This is a genomic window from Caballeronia sp. S22, assembly GCF_964261745.1.
Lineage (GTDB): Bacteria > Pseudomonadota > Gammaproteobacteria > Burkholderiales > Burkholderiaceae > Caballeronia > Caballeronia jiangsuensis.
The window spans coordinates 649,217-662,520 of sequence record NZ_OZ180038.1; the positions used below are offsets into that span (position 1 = coordinate 649,217).

At 63.9% G+C, this 13,304-nt stretch carries 13 protein-coding genes; 5 read left to right on the forward strand and 8 right to left on the reverse strand.

Features of this window, described 5'->3' with window-relative positions; translation table 11 throughout:
- Window positions 1-21: 21 nt before the first annotated feature.
- From wecB to ACEN42_RS29620, 4 genes are all read right to left on the reverse strand, one after another.
- The gene (wecB, locus tag ACEN42_RS29605; RefSeq protein ID WP_371883283.1) at window positions 22-1,224 is read right to left on the reverse strand and encodes a non-hydrolyzing UDP-N-acetylglucosamine 2-epimerase; all 1,203 of its coding nucleotides are present in this window, start codon (window positions 1,222-1,224) and stop codon (window positions 22-24) included.
- A gap of 202 nt (window positions 1,225-1,426) precedes the next feature.
- Complete coding sequence (locus ACEN42_RS29610; protein WP_371883284.1) at window positions 1,427-1,750, reverse strand: hypothetical protein; 324 nt, start codon at window positions 1,748-1,750, stop codon at window positions 1,427-1,429.
- Window positions 1,737-3,095, reverse strand: coding sequence for an acyclic terpene utilization AtuA family protein (locus ACEN42_RS29615; protein WP_371883285.1), 1,359 nt, complete (start codon window positions 3,093-3,095; stop codon window positions 1,737-1,739). Before ACEN42_RS29615 ends, ACEN42_RS29610 begins: the two co-directional genes overlap by 14 nt.
- Window positions 3,096-3,113: 18 nt before the next feature.
- Window positions 3,114-4,418 (reverse strand): CitMHS family transporter, encoded by a 1,305-nt coding sequence (locus ACEN42_RS29620; protein WP_371883286.1) that lies wholly within the window; start codon window positions 4,416-4,418, stop codon window positions 3,114-3,116.
- 100 nt (window positions 4,419-4,518) lie between these two features.
- On the opposite strand from ACEN42_RS29620, the gene ACEN42_RS29625 reads away from it, so the two are divergent.
- Complete coding sequence (locus ACEN42_RS29625) at window positions 4,519-5,415, forward strand: LysR family transcriptional regulator (protein ID WP_371883287.1); 897 nt, start codon at window positions 4,519-4,521, stop codon at window positions 5,413-5,415.
- 9 nt (window positions 5,416-5,424) lie between these two features.
- Here the strand turns inward: ACEN42_RS29625 and ACEN42_RS29630 are convergent, their stop codons facing one another.
- The gene (locus ACEN42_RS29630; RefSeq protein ID WP_371883288.1) at window positions 5,425-6,483 is read right to left on the reverse strand and encodes an NAD(P)-dependent alcohol dehydrogenase; all 1,059 of its coding nucleotides are present in this window, start codon (window positions 6,481-6,483) and stop codon (window positions 5,425-5,427) included.
- A gap of 413 nt (window positions 6,484-6,896) precedes the next feature.
- Here ACEN42_RS29630 and ACEN42_RS29635 point away from each other — a divergent pair, with 413 nt between their 5' ends.
- Window positions 6,897-7,175 carry a hypothetical protein gene (locus tag ACEN42_RS29635; RefSeq protein WP_187603853.1) on the forward strand — a complete coding sequence of 93 codons (279 nt, stop codon included), beginning with the start codon at window positions 6,897-6,899 and terminating at the stop codon, window positions 7,173-7,175.
- A 9-nt stretch (window positions 7,176-7,184) separates the two neighbouring features.
- Here ACEN42_RS29635 and ACEN42_RS29640 read toward each other — a convergent pair whose 3' ends face one another.
- Window positions 7,185-7,502 carry an HNH endonuclease gene (locus ACEN42_RS29640; protein ID WP_371883289.1) on the reverse strand — a complete coding sequence of 106 codons (318 nt, stop codon included), beginning with the start codon at window positions 7,500-7,502 and terminating at the stop codon, window positions 7,185-7,187.
- Window positions 7,503-7,651: 149 nt separating this feature from the next.
- On the opposite strand from ACEN42_RS29640, the gene ACEN42_RS29645 reads away from it, so the two are divergent.
- The 3 genes from ACEN42_RS29645 to ACEN42_RS29655 are packed head-to-tail and all read left to right on the forward strand — an operon-like array spanning window position 7,652 to window position 11,350.
- Window positions 7,652-8,536, forward strand: a complete 885-nt coding sequence (locus ACEN42_RS29645) for an SGNH/GDSL hydrolase family protein (RefSeq protein WP_371883290.1) — start codon at window positions 7,652-7,654, stop codon at window positions 8,534-8,536.
- A gap of 37 nt (window positions 8,537-8,573) precedes the next feature.
- Window positions 8,574-10,013 carry a TldD/PmbA family protein gene (locus ACEN42_RS29650; RefSeq protein WP_371883291.1) on the forward strand — a complete coding sequence of 480 codons (1,440 nt, stop codon included), beginning with the start codon at window positions 8,574-8,576 and terminating at the stop codon, window positions 10,011-10,013.
- On the forward strand, window positions 10,010-11,350 hold the full coding sequence (locus tag ACEN42_RS29655; protein WP_371883292.1) for a TldD/PmbA family protein: 1,341 nt from the start codon (window positions 10,010-10,012) through the stop codon (window positions 11,348-11,350). The genes ACEN42_RS29650 and ACEN42_RS29655 overlap by 4 nt, the downstream gene beginning before the upstream one ends.
- 39 nt (window positions 11,351-11,389) lie before the next feature.
- Here the strand turns inward: ACEN42_RS29655 and ACEN42_RS29660 are convergent, their stop codons facing one another.
- Both ACEN42_RS29660 and ACEN42_RS29665 read right to left on the reverse strand, forming a co-directional pair.
- The gene (locus tag ACEN42_RS29660; RefSeq protein WP_187603848.1) at window positions 11,390-12,226 is read right to left on the reverse strand and encodes an alpha/beta fold hydrolase; all 837 of its coding nucleotides are present in this window, start codon (window positions 12,224-12,226) and stop codon (window positions 11,390-11,392) included.
- 265 nt (window positions 12,227-12,491) lie between these two features.
- Window positions 12,492-13,088 (reverse strand): TetR/AcrR family transcriptional regulator, encoded by a 597-nt coding sequence (locus tag ACEN42_RS29665; protein WP_371883293.1) that lies wholly within the window; start codon window positions 13,086-13,088, stop codon window positions 12,492-12,494.
- Window positions 13,089-13,304: the final 216 nt, after the last annotated feature.

Here is a 13,304-nt window from a genome sequence, read left to right on the forward strand (position 1 = left end):
TATGCGTGTGCAGCCGAAGGACTACGCGAATGCCTCGCGCGTGACACGCACCGCGTCTTTCGTTGCGCGCGGCGTGACGGGTCGGAATTCCTCGAAGGGGCGGCCCGCGAGCGCCGCGACGATGCGCGCCGAGGCTCGTCCATCGCCGTACGGATTGACGTTGCGGGAGAACGCCGCGCGGGCGTCCGTATCGTCGAGAAGCAGATGCACCGTCGCGGCGATGGCGTCGCTGTCCGTGCCGACGAGCACGGCGGTGCCCGCGTCGATGGCCTCGGGACGCTCGGTGACCTCGCGCATCACGAGCACGGGCTTGCCGAGCGCGGGCGCTTCTTCCTGCACGCCGCCGGAATCGGTCAGCACGAGCGTCGCGCGCTGCAGGAGCCGCACGAAGCCGAGATAGTCCTGAGGCTCGATGAGATGCACATTGGGCGCGCCGCCGAGCGCGCTGATCACCGTTGCACGTACGTTCGGATTCAGATGGACCGGATAGACGATCTGCACGTCGCGACGCTTCGCGAGGCGCACCAGCGCCGCGCAGATATCGCGCAGGCCGCGGCCGAAACTCTCGCGCCGATGACCGGTGACGAGAATCAGATGCTTCGATGGATCGAGAAACGGAAAGCGCGCATCGAGCGAGCGGCGCAATGCGTCCTGCGAATCGATGCGCTTCGTGACGGAGTGCAGCGCATCGATCACCGTGTTGCCGGTGACGAACGCGCGCCCGTGCAGCGTTTCCTTCACGAGATTCGCATGCGAACGCGACGTCGGGACGAACATCATGTCGCTCACGACATCGACGAAGCGCCGGTTCATTTCTTCCGGCCACGGGCTGCTCATGTCGCCGGTGCGCAAGCCCGCTTCGACGTGCGCGACAGGCACCTGCCGGTGAAACGCGGCGAGCGCGCCCGCCGTCGCGGTGGTCGTGTCGCCATGCACGAGCACGCGATCCGGCCGCTCCTTCGTGATGACGTCATCGATCGACGCAATGAGGCGCGAAGCCAGCCCGTTCAGGGTCTGGTTCTCCGACATGACCGCGAGATCGTGATGCGGCGTGATGTCGAACAGATCCAGCACTTGCTTCAGCATCGAGCGATGCTGGCCGGTCACACACACGACGGAACGAATACCGGGTTCCGCTTCCAGCGCCTTTACGAGGGGCGCCATCTTGATGGCTTCGGGCCGCGTTCCAAAAATGGAAAGTATCGTTTTTCGCTTCGTGTTCATTAGGTCCCGGCGATTGCACAATCTTTAACAATTTCGATTGTATTCAGGCGCTTAGAACCTAAAGACAACTAAAATGTAAAAAAGTCTAACGAGAACGTCATGCTAGCAGTTGGCGAGTTTTTGTCCATAGTTGAACGGCGTTTTTTACCTAAACAGTTAGCTTTCCCAACATCTGAAGTAGCGGCAGGTCGTGTATTTCTTCCTACGAAATATCGCCTGCTTTCGTATCGATTTCGATATCGAGTAGCGCCGAACTCATCGACTTGCCGTGCGCGTCGAGCGCGAGCGAACGCGTGACGCCGCCGCCGAGCGCATGACCGAGCACGAAGTTGAACGCGCCGAGATGCGGCAGTTCGTGGCGCACGACATCGCCTTTCACGACATCGGCGAGATGGGCCTTCACGCGCTCGGGCGTGAGTGCTGCGCGCAGATGCGCGTAGTGCTTCGCGTCGAAGCAGATCACCGACACGTTCAGCGTGTTGCCTTTATCGCCGGTGCGGCCGTGCGCCAGTTCACGCAGTTTCATCGCTTGCCTCCACGAATTCGAAAACGGGTTTCACATGCTCGCGCGCGAGCAGCACGGACTGCACGGCGATGACTTCGCGCGTCGCCTTCGTCACGCCGCCGCCGCCCGCCGGGCCGTTGGTGTAGAGCGTTTCGACCTCGTTGCCGATGCGCGCCGCTTCCTTCGCGTTCGATGCGCGGCCCGCGACGCGCGCACGCACTTCGTACGGTTCGTCGTGCTGAGAAGCGAGCGTGTCGCCATACAGCGCGTTCACGCCGATCAGGTCGAAGCGAAGCTCGCTCGTATCGACGCCCGTGATCGCGAGCCGCTCGCGCACGATATCGAGCGCGAGCCGCGCGCGTGTCACCGCGCCCGGACCGCCGTAGGAAATCTGGCCTTCGCCGATGTAGCCGTCGGCATAGGCGACGGAGACCTTGAGCGTATCGGTGCGCGGCTTTCCGCATCCCCCCGTCACACGCACACGGTCGTGCGATTCCTGCATCACGCGAACTTGCGTGAAATCCGCGACCACGTCCGGCTGAAAGTAACGGCCCGGATCGTGAATCTCATAGAGCAGTTGCTCCTTGCACGTCGCATCGGTCACACAGCCGCCCGCGTGCGGCACTTTCGTCACGACAACCGCGCCGTCCGCGCTCACTTCGCCGATCGGAAAGCCGAGACGCGCCAGATTGCCGACGTCCTTGTAGCCGGGATCGGCAAAGTAGCCGCCCGTCACCTGCCCCGCGCATTCGAGCAAATGACCGACGACGGTCGCCTGCCCGAGCGTGTTCCAGTCGTCCATCGACCAGCCGAACGCGTGGATGAGCGGCGCCGTGAACAGCGATGGATCGGCGACACGTCCCGTCAGCACGATATCCGCGCCCGCTGCGAGCGCATCGACGATCGGCGCCGCGCCGAGATACGCGTTCGCCGAGACAATGCGGTCGGCATACGCGCTCACATCGTCGCCGGATTCCTCGAAACGCAGCCGCGATTCGAGGACGGCATCGAGGACGTCGTCGCCGGTCACCGCGGCGATCTTCAGTCCATGCAAGCCGAGCTCGCGCGCGATCTGCGCGGTCTTTCTCGCCGCCGCGTGCGGATTGGCCGCGCCCATGTTCGAGACGATGCGCACGCCGTTCTTCACCGCGACCGGCAGCACCGCGCGCATACGCGCTTCGAGCAGCGGGTCGTAGCCGAGTTCGGGATCGTTGCGGCGCGCCTGCTGCGCGATCGCGATCGTGCGTTCGGCGAGGCACTCGAACACGAGATAGTCGAGCGCGCCGTGCTCCGCGAGTTCGACGGCGGGCTCGATGCGGTCGCCCGAATAGCCCGCGCCCGCGCCTATTCTGATGGTGTCTTTCATGACGTCGTCCGGTATGGATTAAAGCGGAAACACGCCCAGCACGACGCACGCGATCGTCATGACGATCGACGCGCCGAACAGCAGCGGGAACGTGAACTTCTGATGATCCGCGAGATCGATGCCGCACAAGCCGACGACCAGAAACGTCGCGGGCGTGAGCGGACTCACGGGGAAGCCGGTCGTCATCTGGCCGAGCAGCGCGGCCTGGCCGACATGCACGGCCGGCACGCCGAGTTGCGACGCCACTTCGGCGATCACCGGCAGCACGCCGAAATAGAACGAATCGGGATCGAAGAGCATCGAGAGCGGCATCGACAAGAGGCCGAGCACGACCGGAATGTGTCCGGCCATCGCGGGCGGCACGAAGCCGACAGCCGCCTGCGCCATCGCCTTCAGCATGCCGCTGCCCTGCATGATGCCGGTGAACACGCCCGCCGCGAGCAGAATGCCCGCCATCATCAGCGCGGCGCGCGCGTGGGCATCGACGCGCTTTCTTTGCATGTCGACGTTCGGGTAATTCACCATCAGCGCGATGCACAGCCCGACCATGAACATGATCGCGGGCGGAATCTTCTCGCCCATCACGACCATCGTGCCGAGCACGACGATCGTCAGAACGATGTTGAACCAGAAATTCTTCGGGCGGCGCAGCGCCTGTTCCTCGGGCGTGAGTTCGCGCTTCGGCAGCGGGATCGAACCGCTGGCGCTCGAATAACCAAGGCGCTTTTCCTCGCGGCGTCCGAGCCACCGCGCCATGCCGAACACGAACACGAGACCGATGATCTGCACCGGAATCAGCGGATTGAACAGTGCGGAAATCGGCAGATGCAGCGAGGCGGACGCGCGGATCATCGGCCCGGTCCACGGCAGGAAGTTGATGCCCGCCGCCATCGATACGGCCGCCGCCAGCACGCGCTTGTCCATGTTCAGGCGCTCGTAGAGCGGCAGCATCGCGGGAATGGTGACGAGAAAGCACACGGCGCCGGAGCCGTCGAGATGGATCAGGAGCGCGAGCAGCGTCGTGCCCATCACGATGCGCGTCGGTTTCGTGCCGACCGCGCGCAGGATGCGGTCGATGATCGGATCGAGCGTGCCCGCGTCCGTGATCGTGCCGAAGTAGAGAATCGCGAACACGAACATGCCGACGACGGGCGCGAGGCTCTTCAGTCCGTCGATGACGAACTTGCTCGTCGATAGGCCGAAGCCGCCGATCAGCGAAGCCGCGATCGGCACGATGATGAGCGCGACGAGCGGCGACATGCGCTTCGAGAGAATCGCCCCGAGCAGGACGACGATGGTGGCGAGGCCGAGCAACGGCAGCATGAACTTGTCTCCGAATATTGTCTTTTGATGGAGTCGAGAGTAAGTTCGAAGCGGCGATAACACAATTGAAATGATTTGATCGCAGCTATCAAAAACCATAATGGATCTGAATCTTCGCGATATCCGCGCGCTCGTCGCCGTGGCCGAGGCGGGCAGCTTCACGCGGGCAGCGGAACGGCTGCATCTGTCGCAGCCCGCGCTCACCGTGCAGATACGCCGGCTGGAAGACGCGGTCGGCGCGCGGCTCTTCGATCGCAATAGCCGCAATGTCGCGCTGACGCCGACCGGGCGCGAGCTGCTGCCGCTCCTGCGCAAGTCGTTACGCGACATGGAGAACGTGTTGCGCGATGCGCGCGCGATGGGCGAGGGAGAAAGCGGCACGATCCGCATCGCGTGCCTGCCTACCTTTGCGGCGAGCGTGTTGCCGGAACTGATCATCGGCATGAAGCGCGAAGTGCCGCGCGTCGTGTTTCAGATTCGCGATGTGGTGGCGAGCACCGTGAATGCGCTCGTGCGCAACGAGGAGGCGGATATCGGGCTGACCGGCGGCGATGTGCTCGACCCGATGCTCGAAGTGCTGCACGCGGGCGTGGATCGGCTCGTCGTGGTGTGTCCGAAGGCGCATGCGCTCGCGAAGAAGCGGCGCATCGGCCTCGCCGATCTCACCGGCTCCGCGCTCGTGCTCACCGCGCCGGGCACGAGCGTGCGCGCGGTCGTCGATGCGGCGCTCAGCGAAACGCGCGAAGCGCTCGATATCGCGTGCGAGCCGACCTACATGATGACCGCCGTCGCGATGGTGCGCGGCGGTCTGGGTGTGACGATCCTGCCGGAAACCGCGCGCGAGGTGCGCGCCGAGCCGGGGCTCGTGGTGAAGGCGATCGACCATCCGGCGTTCGTGCGGCCGATCGCCATCGTGAAGAAGCGCGGCAGGACCTTGCCCGCCGTGACGGAGCGCTTCGTCGAACGCATGCGCGCGACGATGAACGCGCCCCGCTGAACCGCGCGCTTACTTTTCCATCGTCGCCATATCGATCACGAAGCGGTACTTCACATCGCTCTTCAACATGCGCTCGTACGCCTTGTTGATCTCGTCCATGCGAATCATCTCGATGTCCGACGTGATGCCGTGCTTGCCGCAGAAATCGAGCATCTCCTGCGTCTCCGCGATGCCGCCGATGAGCGAGCCCGCGAGCGAGCGGCGCTTGAAAATCATGTTCATCACCGAAGGCGACGGATGCGGATGCTCCGGCGCGCCGACGAGCGTCATCGTGCCGTCGCGCTTGAGCAGCGCCATGAACTGATCGAGATCGTGCGAAGCGGCCACCGTGTTCAGAATGAAGTCGAAGCTGTTCGCGTGCGCCGCCATCTGATCCGCGTCTTTCGAGATCACGACTTCATGCGCGCCCAGACGCTTCGCGTCCTCGATCTTGCCCGGCGATGTGGTGAAGAGCACGACATGCGCGCCCATCGCGGCGGCGATCTTCACGCCCATGTGACCGAGGCCGCCGAGACCCACGATACCGACTTTCTGCCCCTTCTGAACGTTCCAGTGGCGCAGCGGCGAGTAGGTCGTGATGCCCGCGCACAGCAACGGTGCGACGGCCGCGAGTTCGAGGTTTTCGGGGATGCTCAGCGTGAACGCCTCGTCGACCACGATGCTCGTCGAATAGCCGCCCGCCGTGAAGCCGCCCGACTTCTTGTCCGGCGAGTTATAGGTTTGCGTGAAGCTATCGGGGCCGTCGCAGAACTGCTCCAGTCCTTCCTGGCAGGACGCGCACACGCGACATGAATCCACCATGCAGCCGACGCCGGCGAGATCGCCGACCTTAAACTTCGACACATCCGAACCGACTTGCGCGACGCGTCCGACGATTTCATGTCCCGGCACGACCGGATAGTTCGAGCCGCCCCATTCGTTTCTCACCATGTGCAGATCGGAGTGACACACGCCGCAGAACAGAATGTCGATGCGCACGTCGTTCGGACCGACATCGCGACGTTGAATTTCGAGCGGGCCGAGTGGCTTGTCGGCTGCGGCGGCTGCATAGGAATACGCTTTCAGCATGATTGTGCTTCCCTCTTTGGTTTGAATCTTTCGTGAACGAGCCGGCCCCGGCGCGATGCAAAAAGGCCGGCTGATGAGACGTGTCAGGAGATCGTTTTGTGCGGCAGCGAACAGTCGCCGTCATGCACCGCACGCGTTGCGGGCGACTTGCCGATTGCGCCGATATTTCGGCGGCGAAACGCAACGCCGATACTGTATGCCTATAAGAAGATCTCTGCCGAAATGGCCGCGCGATTATGCCTTTCGAAAGGACTGCGCAATTGCGTTGCTGGAGAATTTGACAATCGTGCGCCCTTCTTTCGACTCCCTGCTTAATGGGGCTAGCCGATCGGAGATGAGCGTCATAAGGTTATCCCGCGCTTGAAGACGATAAAACCTTGCGCGCGGCGCCGGAACTTTGAGAGAGCGAGACCATGAAGGTGAAGGCAATCACGGCAAGCATCGGCATGCCGGGCGGCGCGGTCAGCGCCGAGTTTCATATCGATACGGGGCGCCTCAGGATCTTCGAACGCGGCATGTTGCGCGTCGAATTGTTTCCGCCGCAGTCATGGTTCACGGTGGCGTCGGTAGCGGGAAACAGCCGCTGGGGTACGCGGCCGCGCGAAGCAGATATCCGGCTGGTCGTCGAGAGTTTCATCCTTCAGCGCTTCGGCATGACGGCCTACCGGAGCGAGCTTTCCTGCGTGCAGTGATGCGCGCTGTCAGCGCGCACGCGCGCGCCGCGTGCGCTGATAGAAACTGTCCGGCTTGGTCTTCACCCATTCGACGAAGCTATGCACCGCTTCGTGCGCGAGCAGTGCATCGACGGTCGAATAGCGCTGCGCCAGTTCCTTTTCGGTGAAGAGCGCATGCAATTGCCGATGACAGATGCGATGCAGCACCGCCGTCTGCCTGCCGCCTTGCGACTTCGGCACGAGATGATGCAGATCGCGTTCCGATGGCGGCACCGCGCGCCCGCACAGCGCGCAGATTTCCTCCTGCGGCGGGTGATACCACGGCTCCGGTGTGCGCTTCGCCATCGCGGTCCTCGTTCGTTCTTTTCGAGTGTACAACTCGTCTTTCGACGGCGCATCGGACCGCTTGTCTGCTCAACAATCCTCAACGTCTTCATCGAAAGCACGCCGCGACGATAGAATGTCTGCGTGAACGCGCGCATCGGAGACACGCCATGACAGGTCCGGCGAGCAACCTCTACGAGAACTGGCAGGAGCAGATCCAGCAGGATCTGAATACGCGCGTGAGGGCACATCAGCACGAAGTGCGGCAGGCGAAAGCGCTGCAAGCGCGTCAGGCCGGCGCGCCCGCGCCGCTCAATCTCATCGGCGACGGCGATTCCTGGTTCGACTATCCGCTGCCGGACCCGCTTCACGCCACGGATGTGTTGCAAGCGCTCAAGGACACCGGCAATCCCGCGCCAATGATCCTCAAGCTCGCGCACTACAGCGACGCGACCACCACACTCCTCGGCGTGAACAAGCGCAACCGCCTCATCGCCCAGTTGCAGGACAAGGCCAATGGACATATCGATGCGCTGCTTTTTTCCGGCGGCGGCAACGATGTCGTCGGCGACCAGTTCCGCTTCTGGCTCCACGATGCGAGCGCGGTCGGCAACGATCCCGCGCGAGGCGTCGATAACCAGCGGCTCGCGGATATCTTCGGCGTGGTCGAGAGCGCCTATCTCGATCTGATCCGCACCCGCGACCGGTTCGCGCCGCACGCGCCCATCTTCGTGCACGCCTACGACTTCGCGATTCCCAACGGCATCTCGGCCTGCCATCTCGCCGGACCGTGGCTTCGTCCATCGCTTGTGGATCGCGGCTGGCCGGACCTCGCGCCCGGCACGCTGATCGTGAGGACGATCCTCGTCCAGTTCCGCGCGATGCTTCAGCGGCTCGCCAGCGATCCCGCCAACGACATGGTGCTGGTCGAGACGCAAGGCACGCTCGCGCCCGATGACTGGGCCAACGAACTGCATCCCACCGGCGCGGGTTTCGGCAAGATCGCCGCCCGTTTCAGGGCCGCGCTCGCCGCGCGCTTTGCGAATCGCATATGAGAGCCGCGCGCGACGGCGGCCACACACGGAAACCGACATGACCGATGAACGGCTCGACGAGCGCGTCCGCGCGCTCGCAAGCGACGCGGACTTCTACTCCGTGCGCTTCGTCGATGAACGCACGGACGATCATCAGGTGCGCAACGACGTGGCCCAGCCTTTGCGCCGCGTGCGCGACCGAGGTGCGATGCTCACCGCATGGCGCGGCGCGGGCGCGGGGTATGCGGCGACGCCGGACTTGTCCGCGACGGGCTTGCAGGCGGCCCTCGACATCGCCACACGCCGCGCCGAGGCGAGCGCGCGGCTTTCGCTCGTCGATCATCGGCGCGTCGCGCGTCCGTCGCGAAGCGGCGCGTATGAATCGCCGCATATGGCGACTGCGCTTCCGACGCCGCGCGAATGGCTCGCAAGGCTCGCGCACGAGTGCGCGGCGGCGCGCATCGACGCACGCATCGTCGAGCGCGTCGCGTCGGTGCAGGTCATCGAGAGCGAGCAGATCTTCTTCACGAGCGACGGCGTGCGCATCGAGCAGCGCTTCAGATTCGTGATGCCACAGTTCTCGGTCGCCGCGCATGCCGACGGCGATACGCAGGTCCGCACGCTCGGCGGCGACTACGGAACCATCGCGCAAGGCGGCGTCGCGATACTCGATCACTTCGGGTTCGATGGCGCGGGCGAGCGGCTCGCGCGCGAGGCGCTTGCGCTGCTCGCCGCGCCGAACTGTCCGAGCGGCGTGCGCGACCTGCTCCTCATGCCCGATCAGATGGCGCTGCAGATTCACGAGTCGATCGGGCATCCGCTCGAACTCGACCGCATTCTCGGCGACGAACGCAACTTCGCCGGATCGAGCTTCGTGAAACCGGCGTTTTTCGGCAATTATCGATACGGCTCGCCGCTGCTGAATGTCACGTTCGATCCAGCGTTGCCCGGCGAGGCCGCGGCCTACGCGTTCGACGACGACGGCGCCGCCGCCGACAAACACTATCTGATCCGCAACGGCGTGCTCGAACGCGCGCTCGGCGGCGCGCTCTCGCAACAGCGCGCGGGCATCGCGGGCGTCGCCAATTCGCGGGCATCGAGCTGGAACCGTCCGCCTATCGACCGCATGGCGAATCTCAACATCGAACCGGGAACGAGTTCGCTCGACGAGATGATCGCCGGCATCGGGCGCGGCATTCTCATGCGCACCAATACGTCGTGGTCCATCGACGATCATCGCAACAAGTTCCAGTTCGGCTGCGAGTTCGGGCAACTGATCGAGAACGGCGAGCTCACGCAAGTGGTGCGGCAGCCGGGGTATCGAGGCATATCGGCGAGTTTCTGGCGGAGTCTTGCCGCCGTTGGCAACGAGGAGACGCGCGGCGTCTACGGCACGGCGCTGTGCGGCAAGGGCGAGCCGATGCAGATCGCGCGCGTGGGCCACGCATCGCCCGCGTGCGTGTTCCGCGATGTCGATGTGTTCGGAGGCACGCGATGAACGCCGCGACGATGGACTGGCAACGCCATTTCCTGATGCTCGCCGACGTCATCGAAGAGCGGCTCGCGCCGGGCGAAATGTCATTGACAACGCTTGCCGCCGAGGAATCGGACTTCGTGCGCTTCAATGCGGGCAAGGTGCGTCAGATCGGCCATGTGTCGCAGGGCACGCTGACTGTGCGGCTCATCGAGGACGAGCGTCAGGCCTATTCGACGCTCACGATATGCGGCGATTCGAACGTGGATCGCGACGCCGTCGCCGGCGCGCTCGACGGACTGCGCGAGGCGCTTCGGGATGCGAGCCCCGATCCTCATCTGCTCGTCGATACTTCGACCTGGACGCAGACCACGCAGCGACGCGGCGCGCTGCCGGAGATCGCAACGCTCCTGAGCGTGGTCGAACGATGCGCAGCCGGGCTCGACTTCGTCGGCTTCTATGCGGGCGGCGCGTTGGTGCGCGGCTTCGCGTCGTCGGGCGGCAGTCGCGGCTGGCACGAAGTCGAAAACTTCAATTTCAGCTGGTCTCTCTACGATGCGAGCGGGCGCGCGATCAAGACGACGTACGCGAGCGAGCAATGGAGCGACGAGACGTTCGCGAGAAAGATCGAGGAGGCCGCGGCACGCATGCCGGTGCTCGCCCGCGCGCCGCGCACGCTGAAGCCGGGCTTGTATCGCGCGTGGCTGGCGCCGAGTGCGCTCGCCGAACTGATCGGCACAGCGTCTTTCACGGCGTTCTCGGCCCGGCAGCAGGCGACGGCGCGCAGCGAACTCTATCGGCTCAATCGCGGCGACGTCGCGCTGGACGAGCGCGTCACGCTGATCGAGGATCTCGATCTCGGCATCGCGCCGCGCTTCAACGAGGACGGCTATCGGCGCGAGACGGTGCCGCTCATCGAGGCGGGACGCGGCGCGCAGCAACTCACGAGCGCGCGGACGGCCCGCGAATATGGCCTGCGTCCCAACGGAGCGCTCGCGAACGAGATGCCGGTTTCGCTCTCGATGCAGGCAGGCGATCTCGCCGATACCGACGTGCTCGCCGCGATCGGCACGGGCCTGTATATCGGCAACCTGTGGTACGTGAATTTTTCCGACCGGATGGATTGCCGGCTGACCGGCATGACGCGCTTCGCCACGTTCTGGGTGGAAGACGGCGAGATCGTCGCGCCCATCGATGCGATGCGCTTCGACGACAGTCTTTATCGCTTGCTCGGCAGCGAGCTGGAGCGGCTCGGCGCGACGCCGGAACTGCTCCTGAACGACTCGACATGGAGCGAACGCTCGACCGGCGGCTTGCGGCTGCCGGGACTGCTCGCGCGCAGCTTCAGACTGACGCTTTGAGGTGCGAGCCGGCGTCGATACCGGCTCGCTATCTCCCGATCAGCCCTGCACGAATGCGAGCAGGTCGGCGTTGAGAACGTCCGCGTTGACCGTGAGCATGCCGTGCGGATAGCCGGGATACGTCTTCAGCGTACCGTTCTTCAGCAGCTTGATGGACTTCAGCGCAGCGTCGCCGATAGGCACGATCTGGTCGTCGTCACCATGCAGGACGAGCGTCGGCACGGAAATCGACTTCAGGTCTTCCGTCTGGTCCGTCTCCGAGAACGCCTTGATGCCCTCGTAATGCGCCTTCGCGCTGCCCATCATGCCCTGACGCCACCAGTTCTGGATGACGCCCTGATGAACCGTCGCGCCCGGTCGATTGAATCCGTAGAAAGGACCGGCGGGAACATCGACGAAGAACTGCGCGCGGTTGTCGGCGAGCGCCTTGCGAAAGCCATCGAAGACTTCGACGGGCAGGCCTTCCGGATTGGCTTCGGTCTTCAGCATCAGCGGCGGCACCGCGCTGACGAGCACGGCCTTCGCGACGCGTCCCGCCGGTTCGCCGTGCTTCGCGACATATCGGGCGACTTCGCCGCCGCCCGTCGAGTGTCCGATGTGCACGGCATTCTTCAGGTCCAGCGCCTCGACGACCGCGAAGGCGTCGGCGGCGTAGTGGTCCATGTCGTGACCCTCGGAGACCTGCGACGAGCGGCCGTGCCCGCGCCGGTCGTGCGCGACCACGCGATAGCCCTTCTGCACGAAGAACAGCAACTGCGCGTCCCAGTCGTCGGAGGAAAGCGGCCAGCCATGATGAAAGACGATGGGTTGCGCGTCTTTCGGCCCCCAGTCTTTATAGAAAATTTCGACGTTATCTTTAGTCGTGACGAACGGCATGATTAATCCTCACTCGTGAGAAGGTGTGGAGCAGGATGCCGGGCCGGGTTTGTGACCCGGCGCCGGCTTCGACGTTCTTGCAGGCGAGACAACGATGACGGACAGTCTATCGATGCGACGGCTCGAACTTTCGAGTTCGCATCATCGTCCGAGTAGAACAGTACACGCTTACCGGCATCATTGGACGATTGCCCGCAAGTAAGTGGGGTTGCAAGTGTTTGAGCCTGGGCGCGTGGCACCAAATCGGTGAACGCGGCTCACGCAATCACGCACGCTGTTGGGCCGCGCTGGCGTCGCGCTCGGAAGACAGCATCGCGAGCACGCCGCTCAGCGCGCCATCGAGAATCTGATTGGACAGCTCCGGGTCCGATACGGCCCGCGACAGCGTCACCGCACCCACGCACGCGCTCAATATGTGGAACGCCTCCGCGCGCTTCGTTGCGTCGAGCAGCGCGGGCGATGCCTGAGCAATCAGCCCCACGATTTTCTCGACCCGAAGCGAGTACACCTCGCGCGTCGCGCCCGCGCAGCGGCTCATGTCATTGACCAGCGCCGAAACCGGACAGGCGCGTTCGATGTTGTCCCTGTGCGACCCGGACAGATACGCGCGCATTGCCCGTTGCGGATCGGTCGGGATGGATGCCTGCCACGACTCGATGTCTCGCAGCGCGTGCTCGAACGCTTCTCGCACGAGTTCATCGCGAGAAGCGAAGTGCTTGTAAAAACCGCCTACGGTGAGTCCGGCCTCCTTCATGAGGTCGGCGATGCTCGCGCCATCGACGCCGCGCTCACGCAATCGCCTTGCCGCCACTTCAACGATGCGTTGACGTGTCTCGACCTTCTGTGCCTGCGAATGACCCATTTGCATCTCCACACTGCATTGGCGGGCAAGTGTAATCCCGCTACCTGTTTTCCATTGGTGCGCGTCTGGCAATTCTGAGTTGAGTCACGAAAAGTTGCTTCGTTTCTGGATTATGACTAACATCCAGATCAGTGCAGTATCGATCGAAAGCGTAGTGGCAGCAAATCTCTGCGCTCAGAATAGTGCATATGCACTTTTAGAGAATTCATCGAACAT